The organism is Adlercreutzia sp. ZJ473, from assembly GCF_013185065.1.
Taxonomy (GTDB): domain Bacteria; phylum Actinomycetota; class Coriobacteriia; order Coriobacteriales; family Eggerthellaceae; genus CAAEEV01.
On record NZ_JAAVTO010000002.1, the window covers coordinates 89,864 to 107,702 of the forward strand.

The window sequence follows — 17,839 nt, forward strand, 5'->3', positions numbered from 1 at the left end:
CGAAACGAGGTCGCCATGATCACGCTCACCGTAGACGGCTCGCCTGTCAGCGTGCCGGCAGGCACCACCATCCTGGGCGCCGCGCGCAGGGCGGGCGTGCGCATCCCCACGCTGTGCTTTCTGAAGGGCGTGAGCGACATCGGCTCGTGCCGCGTGTGCTCGGTCGAGGTGGCGGGCCGCCCCGGGCTCGTCACGGCCTGCAACACGCCCGTTGAGCAGGGCATGCAGGTCAGCACCGGCACGCAGCGCGTCGTCGACGCGCGCAGGGCCGCGCTCGGGCTCACCTTGTCCGCCCACGGGCTGAACTCCACGAACTTCTGCTTCTCGTGCGCGCGCAACGGCTCGTGCGAGCTGCAGGACGTGTGCCGCGAGGTGGGCGTCACCGAGCCGCTGTTCCCCGCCGAGCCGCGGCGCAAGCCCGTGCTCGACAGCAACCCCTTCCTCGCCTACGACCCGAACCTGTGCATCCTCTGCCAGCGCTGCGTGGGCGCGTGCAACAGCTTCGCGCGCAACCACACGCTCAAGGCGGCGAAGCGGGGGCTGCGCACCACCATCGAGGCGCCGTTCGGCCCTGACTGGAAGGCGACGAGCTGCGAGAGCTGCGGGTGCTGCGCGGCGGCGTGCCCCACCGGCGCGCTCACGCTGAAGCGCCGCCGGGAGTACCGCAGCTGGGAGGTGCGAAAGACGCTCACCACCTGCCCGCACTGCGCGGTGGGCTGCCAGTTCAACCTGGTCGTGCGCGACGGGCGCATCGTCGACACCGAGCCGGCCTTCGGCCCCGCCAACCGCGGGCGCCTGTGCGTGAAGGGCCGCTCGGGCAGCTTCGACTTCGTGCAGTCGCCCGAGCGCCTGACCACGCCGCTCGTCAGGAGCAGCGCGACCGGCCAGCTCGAGCCCGCCACGTGGGACGAGGCGCTTGACCTGGTGGCGCGCCGCTTCAGCGAGATCAAGCGGGACTTCGGCCCGGACGCCCTGGCGGCCTTCGCCTGCAGCCGCTCCACCAACGAGGACGTGTACCTGCTGCAGAAGATGGCGCGCTGCGCCTTCGGCACGAACAACGTGGACAACTGCGCCCGCGTGTGCCACGGGCCTTCCGTGGCGGGCCTGGCCGCCACGCTCGGGTCGGGCGCGATGACCAATCCCATCGCCGACATCACCTCGCCCGACGTGGACGTCATCATGCTGGTGGGGTCGAACCCCGAGGAAGCGCACCCCGTGGCGGGCATGCAGATCCGCGCCGCCGTGGAGCGCGGCGCCAAGCTCATCGTGGTGGACCCGCGCGACATCGGGCTGGCGGCGCAGGCTGACCTGCACCTGAAGCTGCGCCCCGGCACCAACGTGGCGTTCTCGAACGGCATGTGCCGCGTGATGATCGAGGAGGGCCTGCTCGACCGGGAGTTCATCGACAGCCGCACCGAGGGCTTCGAGGAGTTCGCGGCCATGGTGGCCGACTACACGCCCGAGCGCGTGGCCGAGATCTGCCGCATCAGCGCCGACGACCTGCGCGCCGCCGCGCGCCTCTATGCCACCGCGCGCCAGGCGCCCATCATCTACTGCTTGGGCGTCACCGAGCACTCCACCGGCACCGAGGGTGTCATGTCCATGAGCAACATGGCTCTGACCTGCGGGAAGCTGGGTCGGCCCGGCTGCGGCGTCAACCCGCTGCGCGGCCAGAACAACGTGCAGGGCGCGTGCGACATGGGCGCCACGCCAGCTGACCTCCCGGGCTACCAGAAGGTGGCCGACCCCGAGGTGCGCGCGAAGTTCGAGGCCGCCTGGGGCGTGAAGATCAAGCCCGAGCCGGGCCTGTTCGCCACGCAGGTGTTCCACGCGGCCGTCGAGGGCACGGTGCGCGGGCTGTTCATCTTCGGCGAGGACCAGGTGCGCACCGACCCCGACATCAGCCACGTCATCCGCGGGATCGAGGCGCTCGACTTCCTGGTGGTGGACGACTTGTTCCTCACCGAGACGGCCGCCTACGCCGACGTGGTGCTGCCGGGCATCAGCTACGCGGAGAAGGAGGGCACGTTCACCAACACCGAGCGGCGCGTGCAGCGCGTGCGCCGCGCCGTGGCCTCGCCGGGGGACGCGCGGCCCGACACGTGGATCTTCGCGGAGATCATGCGGCGCATGGGATACGCGCAGCCCGACCTCACGCCAGCCGAGATCATGGACGAGATCGCCTCGCTCACCCCGAGCTTCGCCGGCATCAGCCACGCGCGCCTCGACAGCCCCGAGGTGGCGGGGCGCGGCCTGCAGTGGCCCTGCACCGGGCCCGACCACCCCGGCACGCCCATCATGCACGTGGGGAAGTTCACGCGCGGGCGGGGGGCGTTCTCCACGGCGACCTACAAGCCCGCGGCCGAGCTGCCGGACGCGGAGTACCCGCTCATGCTCACCACCGGGCGCATCCTGTACCACTACAACGCCTGCGCCATGACGAGCCGTACCGACGGGCTCAACGAGATCGTCAGCTCGTCGTTCGTCGAGGTGAACGCCGCCGACGCCGCCTCTCTGGGCATCGACGACGGCGGCCGTGTGCGCATGGAGAGCCGCCGCGGGTCGATCGTGACCACTGCCCGCGTGTCGGGCAAGACGAACCCGGGCGAGGTGTGGATGCCCTTCCACTTCCAGGACGGCAACGCCAACTGGCTCACCATCGACAGCCTCGACTCCATCTGCGCATGCCCCGAGTACAAGGTGTGCGCCGTGCGGCTCTCGAAGGCGTAGGGAAGGGGCCGAATCACCGGCCGCTTTCCGCGAGCACGATGTCGACGGGCCTGTCGTGGGCGTCGAGGGCGCCTTGCGCGCGCAGGCTGGGTAGCAGGGACGCCTCGCGGCACAGCCCGACCGACGTGCCGGGGAAGGCGGCGAGGAAGGCGTCGTAGAAGCCGCCGCCGTAGCCGATGCGGAAGCCCTGCGCGTCGAAGGCGAGCCCGGGCACGATCGCGAGGGCGCGCGGGGCGTGGGCGCCTGCGGACGTGGCGGCGGCGGTGATGGCAGTGACGCTTGCGGCATCCGCGGCGCCGTCGGCGCTGGTCGCGGGCGCGCCCGCGGGCGCCAGCGCGGATGGGTCGACGAGCGTGGCGGGGTCGTCGGGCGGCTCCTCCACGCCGAACGCGCTGCGCTCGAGCGCGTCGAGGCTGGTCACGCGATGCCAGCGCATGAGGCGCGTGCCGGGCACGCAGCGCGGCAGCGCCACCGCCTTGCCCTCCGCCCACGCGCGCTCGATGATCCCGCGCGTGTCGATCTCGGATCCGAACGACCGGTACGCAAGCACCACGTCCGCGCACCGCCATGCGCCCAGCTCGAACAGCTGCGCGGCGATGCGCGCGTCAGCCACCGCGCGCTCGTCGGGCGAAAGGGCCGCCCGCGCGCCCTTGAGCTGCGCGCGCAGCGCGCGCTTGGCCTCCTCGACGCTTCCGCGGCCGACGCTCTCGCAACCGGCGCCCTCGCAGCTTGCGCTCCCGCAGCTGGCACCCTCGCAACTGGCGCCCTCGCAGCCCGCCCTCTCGCGGCTGTCGCTCTCGCCTCGCATGGACCCCCTTCCGGACGTGCTCTTTCCGCAAACGCTGCGGCAAACGCCGCATCGTGATTGGAATGTGCGTTGAGGCAAATTATAATTTCTGAAATCGTCTCTTATCGCAAAGGAGTTTCGGCGTGGCTGAATTCGTTTACCAGATGTACAAGGCGCGCAAGGCGCATGGCGACAAGGTCATCCTCGACGACGTGTCGCTGTCGTTCTTCCCGGGCGCGAAGATCGGCGTGGTGGGCCCCAACGGCATGGGCAAGTCCACGCTGCTCAAGGTGATGGCGGGCCTCGAGGAGGTCACGGCCGGCGAGGCGCGCCTCACGCCGGGCTACACCGTGGGCATCCTGCAGCAGGAGCCGCCGCTCGAGGAGGACAAGACGGTCATCGAGAACGTGCGGATGGCGTTCGCCGACGTGCTGGCGAAGGTGGAGCGCTTCAACCAGGTGAGCGCCGAGATGGGCGACCCCGACGCCGACTTCGACGCGCTCATGGACGAGATGGGGCGCCTCCAGGACGAGATCGACGCCGCCAACGGATGGGACCTGGACAGCCAGCTCTCCCAGGCCATGGACGCGCTGCAATGCCCCGACTCCGACATGCCCGTGAGCGTGCTCTCGGGCGGCGAGCGGCGCCGCGTGGCGCTGTGCCGCCTTCTGCTCGAGGCGCCTGACCTGCTGCTCCTCGACGAGCCGACGAACCACCTCGACGCCGAGAGCGTGCTGTGGCTCGAGCAGTTCCTGAAGAGCTATCCCGGCGCGGTGCTCGCCGTCACGCACGACCGCTACTTTTTGGACAACGTGGCCGAGTGGATCTGCGAGGTGGACCGCGGCCAGCTGTTCCCGTACAAGGGCAACTACTCCACCTACCTGGAGACGAAGGCCGCGCGCATCGCCGCGCAGGGCCAGCAGCAGGCCAAGCTCGCCCGCCGCATGGAGCGCGAGCTCGAGTGGGTGCGCTCGTCCCCGAAGGCGCGGCAGGCGAAGAGCAAGGCGCGCCTGGAGCGCTACGAGCAGATGGTGGCCGAGGCCGCGGCGGCGAAGAAGCTCGACTTCACCGACATCCGCATCCCGGTGGGCCCGCGCCTGGGCTCGAAGGTGCTCGTGGCCGAGCACCTGCACAAGGAGTTCGACGGGCGCGTGCTCATCGAGGATCTGTCCTTCGAGCTGCCGCGAAACGGCATCGTGGGCGTGATCGGCCCGAACGGCGTGGGCAAGACCACGCTGTTCAAGGCCATCGTGGGGCTCGAGCCGCTTGACGGCGGCACGCTCACGCTCGGCGAGACGGTGAAGATCTCCTACGTCGACCAGGGCCGCGCGGGCATCGACCCCGACACCCGGCTCTGGGAGGTGGTGAGCGGCGGCACCGACTACATGGTGGTGGGCGACACCGAGATCCCGAGCCGCGCCTACGTGGCGGCGTTCGGCTTCAAGGGCTCCGACCAGCAGAAGCCCGCGGGCGTGCTGTCGGGCGGCGAGCGCAACCGCCTGAACCTGGCGCTCACGCTGAAGGAGGGCGGCAACCTGCTGCTGCTCGACGAGCCCACCAACGACCTCGACGTGGAGACGCTCTCCTCGCTCGAGGCGGCGCTTCTGGACTTCCCGGGCTGCTCGGTGGTGGTGAGCCACGACCGCATGTTCCTCGACCGCATCGCCACGCACATCCTGGCGTGGGAGGGCACTGACGAGAACCCCGGCAACTGGCACTGGTTCGAGGGCAACTTCGAGGCGTACCAGGCCGACCGCGAGGCGCGCCTCGGCAAGGAGGCCGCCAAGCCCCATCGCCTGCACCGCAAGCTGACGCGCGACTAGCAGAAGCGCGCGGGAAGCGCGCGACGTGCGGGGCGCTCGAGGAAACCGAAGGCGAGGTCGCGCGGAAGGCGCCCAGGGAAGCAAAGGCCGGGGGCTATGCCCCAAGCTCCTTCAGGCGGCGGTAGAACGTCGATCGACTTATGCCGAGCTGCTCTGCCGCCGCCTCGGCGGTCATGCGCCCTTCGAGATGGGCGCGGCGCACGGCGTTGAGTTCCGCAAGGCTCGTGTCTGCGCGCTTGCGGCCGCGCGTCTTGCCAGCGCACGCGGCTTTCGCCCATCCTTCCTCGCGTCGATTCGCAAGGAACGTCTTCTCCTTGCGAAGAAGCGCTGAGAGCAGCTGGTAGCAGGTCTCGCGGTTACCGTCGTCGATGGAGAACGCGCTGGTGGCAACGTCGTTTCCCTGGCATATCTCCGAAAGGAGCGCGCTCGCCGCCTGTGCGGCGCGCACGCCGCACTCCGCGAGGTCTCCCAAGTCGATGACGCGCTTCTCGTCCTCAGGACGCCAGCGATCAACGTAGAGAAGGTCCCCGCTGTAGCGCAGGTCGGTCCGAATGAGCCACTCGAGGCGATTGAGGTAGGTCATTCCACATGCCTCGAGCAGCTCCTGCACGTTCTCCCGGCGCTCGCTGGGCGTGCGCTCGTCGATGAAGGTGGGCACTCTGTTCCGACGCAGATAGCGCTTCTTGCGCATGTCGAGGTCAAGCCCTGGTATTCCCTGGAAGACGGCAGTCGAGAGCATGTCGATCACGGGATAGCGCGGCGTGAACGCGTATTCGAACGTTCCGTTTTCGCGCTCAGCGTAGTCGATGCGCGCTATGTGGCAGGCGAAGCCCAGCTCGTCGCGTACGCGAATGACGCCGCTGGTGGTGGTCTTCCTCACGAGCGTCCTCCCATCAGCTTCTCGTACGCAGATCGGAGGATGAGCTCGTAGCGTGCGTCGAGCATGTGGGTGTAGAACAGCCGGCGCGTCTCGCTGGCGTCTGCGAGGTCTGCCACGCAGGCGCGTACGGCGTCCATGTCAAGTCGCGCCACCACGTTGGCGAGGGCTTTGTTGCACTCGGGGAACGCCAAGCTGCTGATCACCTCGTAGTAGGAGCTCTTCCTTCCATCGAGCTTGACCTGGGAGGTGGGGAAGTCGAACACGCGCTTGCGCGTTTCCTCGTCCGAGGCGATGATGCGGGCCATTTGATCGTCGAGGAGGCTGGGAAACAGGCACGACCCGTTGTCGAATACAGGTGCGAGCCGATAGCGCCCCGCATGCTTCACGAATCCCCAGTTGCCGCCATGGCGGTCGAAGTTGCCGATGAGCGCATCAATGATGAATATCTCCCAGAATGCCGCGACGGTGCCTTCGACATCGGTGAGCTTTGAGTTATCTCGAAGCATTCGCATGATGTCGGCGTATTCGTACTGATACGTCTCCTTGTCCTGATCGAGCGTGCTTTCCCCTACGTCGTTGAACGAGACGAACTGCTCGTTTTCGGAAAGGAAGTCGCGACAGGCCACCACGGGCTCGCCCTTGTAGGTGCCGAGGACCGTGTATTGGGAGGGGATTCCCGCGCACGCGAACACGCGTGATCCGAGATGCTCTGACAGGTGATTGAGCTGAACTCCGAAGGCGGTGCGCTTCTGGAACTTGAGCATGAACGGCTCGTCGCCGACGATGACGCCGATCTTGCGCTCGGTGCCGCCGTAGTACCGGTTGCTCAGCTCGCATGAGGTGAAGTCCATGGCTCTCCTTATGTATCAAAAATACTTGATGTAAATTTTGACATAGTATATCGAGTATTTTGCTCGTATCGTGTCAAAATTAATTATTGATATTTATGACACATAAATGGAAGAGGTTTGCACTCAAATAGCCAAAGGAAGCTAAAAGAACTAAAAGGAGCTAAAGAAACTAAAGGAAGCTAAAGATTTTAAAAACTGCTAAAACTTGTAAAAGACGCTAAAAGCTGTAAAAATGGCTAAAGCACGTAAAGGGCACGGCGCGGTTGCGAAAAGCGCGTGAGGAAGGCGATGACAATGTCTCAAGCTCAAAGGGGGAAGCTCAACCCGTCTGTCAATCCCTTCACGCCTGTCTTCGGCAAGGTGCCTTCCTATCTGGCGGGGCGTGAGCGCATTATCAGCGACATGATCTGCGCCTTTGAGGTGGGTGAGGGAGATCCGAACCTCTCGTCGGTATTCGTCGGGGCGCGCGGAACGGGAAAAACCGCGCTGCTTTCCCGTCTCGCCACCGAGGCTTCGTCAAGGGGCTGGGTGGCGGTAAGCGTGACGGCCGTTCCGGGAATGCTCGATGACGTCGTGCAGCGAGCGGCCGAGCAGGCTGCTCATCTGCTTGAGGCGGCTCCGAAGAGAAAGGCCACCGGCATAGGCGTGGGCAGGCTCGTGAGCGTCAGCTGGGAGAACGTTGCCGATCCGTCGCTGAACTGGCGATCGAAGATGAACCTGCTGCTCGATCAGCTCGCCCAGACGGAAACGGGGCTTCTGATAACCGTCGACGAGGTCAACCCCCATCTTGACGAGATGGTCCAGCTTGCGACCACGTACCAGCACTTCGTGCGCGAGGGTAGGAAGGTGGCGCTTCTCATGGCCGGGCTGCCCTACAACGTGTCGGTGCTCCTCTCGGGTGAGTCCACCTCGTTTCTCAGGCGCGCGTTCCGACATGACCTCGGGTCCATTCCCGCCCATGACATCGAGGAAGCGTTTGTGGTGACGATCGAGGGCGCGGGGAAGGCCATTGAGCAGGCGGCTCTTTCCCGGGCCGTCGAGGCGACGGGCGGATTCCCGTTCATGTACCAGCTGGTGGGGTATCGCATGTGGAACGCGTCGCGCGGCGAGGGCGTCATCACCGAGAAGAGCGTCGAGGCTGGTGTGAGGCTCGCCCAAGGCGAGCTGCGGCGGCAGGTTTTCGATGCGACGTTCAACGAGCTGTCCGATGGCGACGTGGACTTTCTGCGTGCCATGCTCGCCGACGAGGGAGAGACCGACTCGTCCGCTTTGGCCAGCCGCCTCGGCAAGTCAAGCGGACACGTCTCAACGTACAAGAAGCGCCTCTTGGAGGGCGGCATCATAGAAGAGGGCCTCAGGGGCAAGCTGCGCTTCAGCCTCCCCGGTTTCAGGGAGTACCTTGAGGAAGTCATCGAGTAGAGTGAGAGGTGATTGCCAGATGATGGCTTCAAGGTGTTAAAAGGCACGCAACGACGGAAGGAAGGCCATGCGCACGGTTGGGAACATCATTTGGATCATCTTCGGCGGGCTGCTCACGGCTTTGGGGTGGGTGCTTGCCGGAATCATCTTCTACGTGACCATCGTGGGCATTCCGCTGGGGCGGCAGTGCTTCAAGTTCGCGAGCCTCACCTTGGCGCCGTTCGGCAAGGAGATCAGCTACGGCGGGGGAGCGCCGTCGCTTCTGGCCAACATCGTCTGGCTGCTGGTCATCGGCCTGTGGGAGGCGATCTCGTACGCCGTCCTCGGTGTGCTGTGGTGCATCACCATCGTGGGGATCCCGTTCGGCTTGCAGCTGTTCAAGCTGGCGAAGCTGAGTTTGTTCCCCTTCGGCGCTGAGATCAAGTAGCGAGCTTTTGAACGAGCGCAAGCGCTTTTCGTACTCTCTACGCTCACGCCTTTCGGCGCTACGGCTATGCTCGGGCTGCATTCGCAGCCAACTGTGACGGCTGTCGCCATATCGCTTCCGGACATTCCTTCCAGCAGTGATTCAAATGCTACGCGCTCAGCCAACCCCGTCCTTTTCGGGACCGTCGCCTTTAGGCAATTGGGGAGAAAGGCAAGCCAATCCTTCTTGGCATCGGTTTCGGGCGGACAAGGATCGCTCCCGTGGGAGTCTGAATTCGAGGTCTTGCCTCCTTTCTTGCGGATTGCAAGCTCAGTCTGCTGGTTGTGATTGATTGAGCCCGACCTGCGAGAATGCGATCCGCCTACAGCAGGTCGCCATCCTCTTTGAGGAACTCCATTAGGTTAAGGTGCCTCACACCGTCGCGCTGGTTGCGTAGCGGATCGAGCGTGAGCAGGTAGCGTGGCCATGCGTCCCTCACCTTGTCGAACGGGGCGTACTCGCGCTGCTCCACCTCGGGGTCGGCGACGGTCATGGACACTTGGACGTAGGCGTATTCGTCACCCTTGCGTACGATGAAGTCGCATTCCAGCTTGCCGATGCGCCCGACGCTCACCTTGTACCCCTTCGAGAGGAGGTGCGTGTATAGCGCGTTCTCAAGCGCGGGGCCGTAGTTGACGCGCGCGTCGGCGTTGCGCGCGCGGTAGATCGCCGGGTCGGCGAGGTAGTACTTCTCCTCGCCGCGGAGCGGCCTCTTCGACTTCATGTCGAAGCGTGGGCACTTGTATAGAAGCTTCGCGTTGGCGAGTAGCTCGAGATAGCCGGAAAGGGTCTGCTTCTTCACGGCGATGCGCTCCACGTTGCTGAGGTAGTCGACGATGTTGGTCAGGTTGGTGGTGGCTCCGAAGTTGTTGATGGCGTAGGCCATGGATCGCTCGAAGGCGATGCGGTTGCGGATCTTCTTCCTTCTGCGTATGTCCCATCCTCTGTTAACGGGCACTTTTTGCGATTATAGCAACATTGTGCCCCTTAAATGGCTGTTTTCATGGAGTTAGGCTATATGTCTCGCAAGTGTCGCATCCATTCCGGCACCGCCTTCGCGAGCCGTTTGGCGAAGCTGAGCCTGTTCCCCTTCGGCGCCGAGATCAGGTAGCGAGCTCTTCGGTACATGAAGCGGCTTTCGCGCACCGTCTGCATTGCCCCCAAGCACCATATGCCCGGCAGTAATAGAATATTTCTCAATGCAGGCATTGTACATACCGCATCAGCTGGCTTAGTCTTGTTACTAAGGAAAGCTATCCCCATGATGGCGAAAGAGGGGAAGCAAGGTGCCGCTTCAAGATGTCGGCATCACTTGCATGGATCGCTCGCCTGGCACGATGCAGATGGCAGGGCATCCTCGGGGTGGCGGTTCTGGAGCTGCTTCTCCTGCGATGTCGGAGCATCTGAGAGGGTCTGGGGGAGCTTGCAAATGGGCAGAACTACGAGTTGGTAGAGGTGTGGGCAGATGGAATATCGCAAGCTCCCTCATGGTGCGGAGGAGATCAGCGTCATCGGCCTCGGCATGGGCGGCATCCACAATGCAAGCGAGGGCGAAATCGTCAAGACGCTGCATGCTGCCGTGGACGCGGGCGTAAACTTCTTGGACTTCGTGCCGAGCAAGGCATGCGCCTTCGGCGGCTATGCGAAGGCGTTGCGCGGCAGGCGAGACAAGGTCATGCTGCAAGTCCACATCGGCGCCGACTATTCCAGCGGAGAGTACGGCTGGACGACCAACGCGCGGAAGTCGATCAAGGAGTTCGAGGCTCGCCTTGCGTCGCTCGGCACCGACTACGCAGACTTCGCATTCATACACTGCATAGACGAAGACGCTGACTTCGACAAGGTGATGAACGGGGCGGCTTGGGACTACGCCCTGAAGTGCAAGCAGGCGGGCACGATCCGCCATCTGGGGTTCAGCACCCACAATGCGGGGATTGCCCGCAGGTTCCTCGCCACGGGAATGATGGATCTGGGCATGTTCAGCCTGAACCCGATGTACGACTACACCGACGAGTCGGCGTACGGCAAGGGCAGCGCCGACGATCGCGCCGCCCTCTACAAGGAATTCGAGGCGCAAGGCGTGGGCATCTCCGTTATGAAGGCCTTCGCCGGAGGCCAGCTTCTGGACGCGAAGGCTTCCCCGTTCAGGCATGCCCTGACCTCGTACCAGTGCATCCAATACGCCCTCGACAGGCCGGGTGTCCTCACCGTCTTGCCTGGGATCCGAGGGCTGGCGGACTTAAACGAGCTGCTCGGGTTCTTCGACGCCAGCCCGCAGGAGAGGGACTACTCGGTGGTCGGGCGGTTCGCTCCGCCCGAGACGACGGGCGTCTGCGTCTACTGCAACCATTGCCAGCCCTGCCCGGCGGGCATATCGATCGGCCTCGCCAACAAGTACTACGACCTGTCGCATATGGGCGACGAGATGGCGAAGAGCCACTACCTCAACCTGGAGCACCACGCCTCCGACTGCACCGAGTGCGGACACTGCAACAAGCGGTGCCCGTTCAACGTCGACCAGATGTCCCGAATGCGAGAGATGGGCGGGTACTTCGGCATCTAGCCTTGCCTCTGCGTCCGCGTCTGGCGCATGGAGATTTCGCCGCTGACCTGTCGGGTTGCGGATTCGCGCGGCGATCATGCCCTCGGGGCGTTATGCTCAACGTGTTCGCATGTGCTGTGAGGAAGGGGACGCTATGGGATGCGCCATGGAGTGCAAGGCTGTCGAGGACTGCCGGGTGGCGGTCATGCTGGGCGAGGGGTTCGAGACGATCGAGGCTCTGACTTCGGTTGACGTGCTGCGACGCGCGGGCGTGGAAGTAGTTGTGGCATCGGTCATGCCGACGCGCGAGGTGACCTCGGCGCAGGGGGTGCCTGTCACGGCCGACGCGGCGGTGGCTGACGGCGACGTTGACCTGGGCGGCTTCGACGCGATCATCCTGCCGGGCGGCATGGGGGGCTACGAGAACCTCTCCGCCTGCGAGCCCTTGCGCGCGGCGCTCTCGTCCCAGCTTGAGGAAGGACGCCTGGTCGCGGCCATCTGCGCCGCCCCCATGCTCCTGGCGCACCTGGGCCTGCTCGACGGCCGCCGCGCCACGTGCTATCCGAGCTGCGAGGACGTGTTCCCCGCGGGCGCGTACCAGCCTGATGACGTGGTGCGCGACGGGAACCTCATCACGGGAAGCGGGCCGGCGAAGTCGCTGCCGTTCGCGCTTGCGGTGCTTGAGGCCCTGGCGGGGAAGGACGTGGCCGCGCAGGTGGCGTCCGGCATGCTCGCCTGCTAGAAGCTGCGGGCTGGGCGGCATGGCGGTGGCGCGTTGCGGCGGCTGACGCGCTGCGGCGTGTTGTGGCGGCAGCGGTTGATGCGCTGTGGGCTGGGCGATGGCGCCTGGTCGTGACGTCGTGGCGACGGCCTCGTAACGCCGGGCATCGCGGCGATGGCCGCCTTCGCGTGAACGCGATGGTGCAACGTCGCGCTTCGCGAGGGATTCAGCAGGTATCATGGGATGAGCTGAAAGACGACGCGCCCTTGCGGGCGCGCTTCGGGAAGGGGGCGTGCTATGGCGAAGACGGGCGCGGGCAAGGTTGCCGGCCTGGCGGGGCGCGCGAAGGGCGCGGCGCTCGTGGCGGCGGGCGTCGGCGTGACGGCGGCGAACGCGCTGGCGGTGCGCAAGCTGCTCCAGCTCGACCCGCACGTGCGGCGCACGGACGCGGGGCTGGCGCGGGTGTACACCGTGTGCGGCGAGGACGGCGAGCGCGTGCGCGTGCTCAACGTGGGCGGCGCGTATCAGTCTGCCACCTACCTGGGGGAGCGCTGGCATGAGCCGGTGTTCGAGTACTACCGCGCCTTTGACCGCATGTTCGAGGCGGAGGGCGCGGGCGCGGGCTCGGGTGCGGACGCCGGCGTGGCCGCCGACGCCGCCCAGCCCGCTGGCGCCACCTGTTCTGCCGACGCCGCCCAGCCCGCCGACGCCTCCCAGCCTGCTGGCGTCGCTCGCCCCGTCGGCGTCCCCTTCGCCATCCGCGACGTGCTCATGATCGGGGGCGGCGGGTGCGCGTGGCCCAAGCACGCGCTCATGACGCGGCCCGGCCTGCGCGTCGACGTGGTGGAGTCGGACCCCGCCGTCGCCGAGATCGCGCGCCGCTTCTTCTTCGTCGACAAGCTCGAGCGCGAGCTGAGCTCGCGCGAGGGTTCGGCGCAGCGCTTCAACCTCATCGTCGACGACGGCCTGGGATACCTCGCCGGCTGCGAGAAGCGCTACGACGCCATCTGCAACGACGCGTTCGCGGGCGCTGCCGCAGCCGCCGACCTGGCGGGCGCTGCCGGCGTGCGCGCGGTGAAGGATCGCCTGAACCCGGGCGGCCTCTACCTGGCGAACGTGGTGAGCGGGCCCGAGTGGCGGGAGTTCCGCCACCTCATCCGCCTGATCAACGAGCTGGACCGCCTCTTCGCGCACGTGACGGTGATCTTCGCGTCCGACGAGCGGTTCAGCGACAAGGACAACTACCTGGTGATCGCCTCTGACGCGGAGTACGCGTTTTCCGACGTGATCCCGACGCCTGAGAGGAAAGATGCCGCATGCTAGTGCTCGTGGTGAACGCGGGGAGCTCCTCGCTCAAGTCGCAGCTCATCGAGACCGAGGGCAAGGACGCGCGCATGAAGTGCCTGGCCGAGAAGGTGGGCACGGAGCGCGCGTTCATGAACGTGTCGTTCGCGCCCGACTTCCAGAAGGTCACGTACAACGTGGCGGGGCTCACGGTGGAGCAGTGCCTGCGCAAGCTGCTCGACATCATGGTGGACGACCCGGAGAGCCCCATCAGCGGCCTCGAGCAGATCGACGCCATCGGAAACCGCATCGTGGCGGGCGGCGAGTTCTTCACCCGGGCCGCGCTCATCGACGACGAGGCGCGCGCCAACCTGGCCAAGTGCGAGGAGCTCGCGCCCCTGCACAACCCGCCGGCCGACGCGTGCATCGACATGACGCGGAGCCTTTTGCCGAGCACGCCGCAGGTGGCCGTCTTCGACACGGCGTTCCATCAGACCATGCCGCCGAAGGCGTACATGTACCCGCTGCCCATGCGCTACTACGACGAGTACTCCATCCGCCGCTACGGCGCGCACGGCACGAGCCACCGCTACGCGGCGCAGCAGGCGGCGAACCTGCTCGGGCGACCCCTGCGCGACCTGGGCCTCATCACGTGCCATCTGGGCAACGGCGGCTCCATCACGGCGGTCAACCACGGGAAGTCCATCGACACCACCATGGGCTTCACGCCGCTCGAGGGCCTCATGATGGGCACGCGCTCGGGCTCGATCGACCCGGCCATCATCACCTACATCATGCGCCGCGAGGGCATCACGTTCGACGAGATGGACGAGATCCTGAATCGCAAGAGCGGCATCCTGGGGATCGCGGGCTCGAGCGGCGACATGCGCGACGTGCTCGACGCGGCCGCGCGCGGCGACGAGCACGCGGAGCTCGCCATCGACATGTACGTGTACCGTGTTCAGAAGTCCATCGGCAGCTACTACGCCGCCATGACGCGCACCGACGCCGTGGTGATGACGGCGGGCATCGGCGAGAACTCGGCTGACCTGCGCGAGCGCATCTTCCGCGGGCTGGCGCACATGGGCATGATCCTGGACAAGGAGCGCAACAACGTGGAGGGCGCCATCGGCATGAACCGCGTGATCTCCATCGACGACAGCCCCATCAAGATCTGCGTGGTGACCACCGACGAGGAGATGCGCATCGCCCGCGAGACCGACAACCTGGTGAGCCAGCTGAGGTAGGGCGCGCAAGCGGGACGCGCGCGAGGCGCGCATCGGTGGGCGTCGGCGTCACGGGCGCGCGCGAGGCGCGCACGGAGACGGGGTGCCAGCGCCACGGGCCCGCGCACGGGCGTCAGCGCCGCGCGAAACTAGCCGCCGGGGTCGTTTTGGCCATGGCGGCTGGTCGCGCGCGGCTTCTATAGTTAAGCCATGATCTGCGGCGAGGGAAAGGGGGATTCTTTCGGTCTGCACCGACGGCGACCGCGGTCGGTATCCTATCAAAAGGAGAGAGTCATGGCTGAGAACGAGAACGTGGAAGTCCCTGGATGCGCGGATGAGAACGCGGAGGTCCTGAGGGCCGGCTGCTTCTTCTGCCACGTGCGCTGCGGCGTGCTGGTCACGAAGAAGGACGGGCGCATCGTCGACATCGAGGGCGATCCCGACTGCCCGCACAACAAGGGGTACGTGTGCTCGCGCCTGGAGAAGGGCCGCTTCCTCGACGGCTTCGTGTACAACGAGAACCGCCTGCGCCGCCCGCTCAAGCGCGTCGGCGAGCGCGGCGGCGGCCAGTGGGAGGAGATCACGTGGGACCAGGCGTTCGACGAGATCGCCGCGAAGCTCGCCGCCCTGCGTGACGAGTACGGCCCCGAGATGCTGGCCTTCACCGAGGGCACGGCGCGCACGTGGAGCTGGCTGCACTACAAGTTCACCAACCTGTTCGGCAGCCCGAACACCGGCGGCAACGGCACCATCTGCTACAGCTCGGACATGTGGCTCGAGCCCTGCACCTACGGCGGCTTCTGCTCGGACAAGTCCGACTGGGTGAACGCCGACCTGGTGGTCCTGTGGGGCCGCAACACCATAGCCTCCGAGCCGCTCCTGTGGCACTGGGTTGACACGAACCGCAAGGAGCGCGGCGCGAAGCTGCTGGTCATCGACCCGCGCTGCTCGGAGGTGGCCCAGCAGGCCGACCTGTGGCTGCAGATCCGCCCCGGCACCGACGCGGCGCTGGCGCTCGGCTTCATCAACGTCATCATCGCCGAGGACCTCTACGACCACGAGTTCGTGGACGAGTGGTGCATCGGCTTCGACGAGCTCGCCGCGCGCGCGGCCGAGTACCCGCCCGAGAAGGTCGCCGAGATCACGTGGATTCCCGCTGACAAGATCATCCAGGCCGCGCGCATGTACGCCACCATCAAGCCGGCGTGCCTGCCGTGGGGCCAGAAGGGCGGCGACGCGAGCGGCATCAACGCCTCGAGCGCCATCCAGGCCAAGGCCATCCTGCGCGCCATCACGGGCAACCTCGACAAGAAGGGCGGCGATCAGCTGGCCCCGCCGTCGCGCTTCCCACCGGCGTTCTACGAGCACTACGCGCTCTCCCAGGAGCAGCGCGACAAGATGATCGGGAACGACCGCTTCCCGGGCCTCACGTTCAAGGGCTGGGACGTCATCTCGCAGGCGTACCCGTCGTTCTACCCGTACTCCAACGCGCCGCTTCTGTTCCGCGCCATGCGCGACGGCGACCCGTATCCGGTGCGCGCGCTCATCGTGCAGGCTGACAACCCGGTCATGGCGTTCTCCAACACGAAGCTCGTGGTCGAGGCGCTCATGAACCTCGACCTCCTGGTGGTGCACGACTACTTCATGACGCCCACCGGCGCCTTGGCTGACTACGTGCTGCCGGCGGCCACGTGGCTCGAGCGCCCCGACAACTGCTACGCGGTCATGAACCACCGCCCCATGTACTTCGGCGCGCAGGCGCGCGTGATCGACCGCTTCGAGGGCGGCGCCGACGTTGACTTCCGCGACGACTACGAGTTCTTCTACGGCCTGGCCATCCGCCTGGGGCAAGAGGACAAGTGGTGGGGCCCGAAGGCCGAGGACATGCTCGACTTCCAGCTGGCGCCCATGGGGCTCACGCATGAGAAGTTCTACAACGACGTGAAGTACATGGCCGGCCAGAAGAAGTTCGAGAAGTACAAGGAGCCCGGGTTCAAGTTCCTCACGCCGTCGGGCAAGGTGGAGCTCAAGTCGTCGGTGGTGGAGAAGCTCGCCGCGGAGACGGGCCTGCCGTTCGACCCGCTGCCGCACTTCGAGTACCCGGCGGCCAGCGTGGAGAAGCACCCCGAGTGGGCGGACGAGTACCCGCTCGTCATGATCACGGGCGCGCGCTTCATGCCGTTCTACCACTCCGAGCACCGCCAGCCGGGGCCGTACCGCGACCTGCACCCCGACCCCATCTTCGACATCCACCCGTCGACGGCGGTTGACCTGGACATCCGCGACGGCGACTGGTGCTGGATCGAGACGCACATGGGCCGCATCAAGCAGCGCGCGCGCAAGACCTCCAGCGTGGACCCGCGCGTCATCAGCGTGCAGCATGACTGGTGGTTCCCCGAGAAGGAGGAGGCGTACCCGTCGCTGTTCGGCGCCTTCGAGTCGAACGCCAACGTGCTCCTGGACGACGACCCCAACTCGCTCGACCAGCTCATCGGCGCGTGGCAGCAGACGGGCGTCGCCGTGAAGGTGTACCGCTGCGAGGACTAGGATCGCTTGCGCTTCGGTTGACGAGCGAGAACGAGGCGAGCGCGTCCGCGTCCGCATCCGGGCTTTCGGGTGCTCCGGGCGCGCTCGCAGAGCCGATTCGAGGAAAGGAAGGCCGCCATGGCTGCCGAACTGGACAAGCTGTTTGGGATCACTCCCGAGGGCGTCGAGAAGCTGAACGAGCAGGGCATTGCCACCATCGAGGAGTTCTACGAGGTTGCCAAGCACGTCGACTCGCGCGGGGAGCTGGCGGAGAGGACGGGCCTCGACCCGTTCAAGCTCGAGGAGTGGTCCTCGACGGCGGGGAACTTCATTCTGATGATGAACTGCGAGTGGTAGGAGCTTCTCATGTGTTTCAGACCTCCTGAGGCCGCGGCGGGCGAGAGCGTGTGCCCCGGCTGCTATGTTGTCGTCATGCCCAACCCCGACGGCACGTGCCCCGAGTGCGGGGCCGTCATGCGCGCGCCGGCAGGCGTCGCGAGCCCGAGCGCGCCGGCGGCTCCGGGCGCGCCAAGTGCCCCGGCTGCGCCAGGTGTGCCGGGAGCCCCGAGTGCGCCGGGTGCCCC

The 17,839-nt window shown here is 66.3% G+C and carries 15 protein-coding genes; 11 read left to right on the plus strand and 4 right to left on the minus strand.

The window, feature by feature from the left end:
* The first annotated feature begins 15 nt into the window (after positions 1–15).
* The gene (fdhF, locus tag HRL41_RS00950) at positions 16–2,730 is read left to right on the plus strand and encodes a formate dehydrogenase subunit alpha (RefSeq protein WP_172135119.1); all 2,715 of its coding nucleotides are present in this window, start codon (positions 16–18) and stop codon (positions 2,728–2,730) included.
* Positions 2,731–2,743: 13 nt separating this feature from the next.
* Here fdhF and HRL41_RS00955 read toward each other — a convergent pair whose 3' ends face one another.
* On the minus strand, positions 2,744–3,538 hold the full coding sequence (locus tag HRL41_RS00955; RefSeq protein ID WP_172135105.1) for a 5-formyltetrahydrofolate cyclo-ligase: 795 nt from the start codon (positions 3,536–3,538) through the stop codon (positions 2,744–2,746).
* Between the two features lie 122 nt (positions 3,539–3,660).
* Here HRL41_RS00955 and ettA point away from each other — a divergent pair, with 122 nt between their 5' ends.
* Positions 3,661–5,340: an energy-dependent translational throttle protein EttA gene (ettA, locus tag HRL41_RS00960; protein ID WP_172135106.1), complete on the plus strand. Its 1,680-nt coding sequence runs from the start codon at positions 3,661–3,663 to the stop codon at positions 5,338–5,340.
* Between the two features lie 94 nt (positions 5,341–5,434).
* Here the strand turns inward: ettA and HRL41_RS12370 are convergent, their stop codons facing one another.
* Together HRL41_RS12370 and HRL41_RS00970 are read right to left on the minus strand one after the other, a co-directional pair.
* Complete coding sequence (locus HRL41_RS12370) at positions 5,435–6,220, minus strand: helix-turn-helix domain-containing protein (RefSeq protein WP_172135107.1); 786 nt, start codon at positions 6,218–6,220, stop codon at positions 5,435–5,437.
* On the minus strand, positions 6,217–7,071 hold the full coding sequence (locus tag HRL41_RS00970) for a HipA domain-containing protein (protein WP_172135108.1): 855 nt from the start codon (positions 7,069–7,071) through the stop codon (positions 6,217–6,219). Before HRL41_RS00970 ends, HRL41_RS12370 begins: the two co-directional genes overlap by 4 nt.
* A 294-nt stretch (positions 7,072–7,365) precedes the next feature.
* On the opposite strand from HRL41_RS00970, the gene HRL41_RS00975 reads away from it, so the two are divergent.
* Positions 7,366–8,490, plus strand: coding sequence for an AAA family ATPase (locus tag HRL41_RS00975; protein ID WP_172135109.1), 1,125 nt, complete (start codon positions 7,366–7,368; stop codon positions 8,488–8,490).
* 67 nt (positions 8,491–8,557) lie between these two features.
* Positions 8,558–8,917: a YccF domain-containing protein gene (locus tag HRL41_RS00980; RefSeq protein ID WP_172135110.1), complete on the plus strand. Its 360-nt coding sequence runs from the start codon at positions 8,558–8,560 to the stop codon at positions 8,915–8,917.
* A 361-nt stretch (positions 8,918–9,278) separates the two neighbouring features.
* Here the strand turns inward: HRL41_RS00980 and HRL41_RS00985 are convergent, their stop codons facing one another.
* A complete protein-coding gene (locus HRL41_RS00985) occupies positions 9,279–9,914 on the minus strand; it encodes a DUF4143 domain-containing protein (protein ID WP_172135111.1) in 636 nt (211 codons plus the stop codon).
* A 507-nt stretch (positions 9,915–10,421) separates the two neighbouring features.
* Here HRL41_RS00985 and HRL41_RS00990 point away from each other — a divergent pair.
* The 7 genes from HRL41_RS00990 to HRL41_RS01020 all read left to right on the plus strand — a co-directional run.
* A complete protein-coding gene (locus HRL41_RS00990; protein WP_172135112.1) occupies positions 10,422–11,519 on the plus strand; it encodes an aldo/keto reductase in 1,098 nt (365 codons plus the stop codon).
* A gap of 145 nt (positions 11,520–11,664) precedes the next feature.
* On the plus strand, positions 11,665–12,240 hold the full coding sequence (locus HRL41_RS00995; protein ID WP_172135113.1) for a DJ-1 family glyoxalase III: 576 nt from the start codon (positions 11,665–11,667) through the stop codon (positions 12,238–12,240).
* A 276-nt stretch (positions 12,241–12,516) separates the two neighbouring features.
* On the plus strand, positions 12,517–13,542 hold the full coding sequence (locus HRL41_RS01000) for a spermidine synthase (protein WP_172135114.1): 1,026 nt from the start codon (positions 12,517–12,519) through the stop codon (positions 13,540–13,542).
* Positions 13,536–14,750 carry an acetate/propionate family kinase gene (locus HRL41_RS01005; protein WP_172135115.1) on the plus strand — a complete coding sequence of 405 codons (1,215 nt, stop codon included), beginning with the start codon at positions 13,536–13,538 and terminating at the stop codon, positions 14,748–14,750. The genes HRL41_RS01000 and HRL41_RS01005 overlap by 7 nt, the downstream gene beginning before the upstream one ends.
* 273 nt (positions 14,751–15,023) lie before the next feature.
* Complete coding sequence (locus HRL41_RS01010; protein ID WP_172135116.1) at positions 15,024–17,276, plus strand: molybdopterin-dependent oxidoreductase; 2,253 nt, start codon at positions 15,024–15,026, stop codon at positions 17,274–17,276.
* A gap of 117 nt (positions 17,277–17,393) precedes the next feature.
* Entirely contained in the window at positions 17,394–17,612 is a 219-nt protein-coding gene (locus HRL41_RS01015) for a DUF4332 domain-containing protein (RefSeq protein ID WP_172135117.1), read from the plus strand.
* 9 nt (positions 17,613–17,621) lie between these two features.
* The coding region (locus tag HRL41_RS01020) for a hypothetical protein (RefSeq protein WP_216662438.1) at positions 17,622–17,839 on the plus strand (218 nt) is incomplete at its 3' end.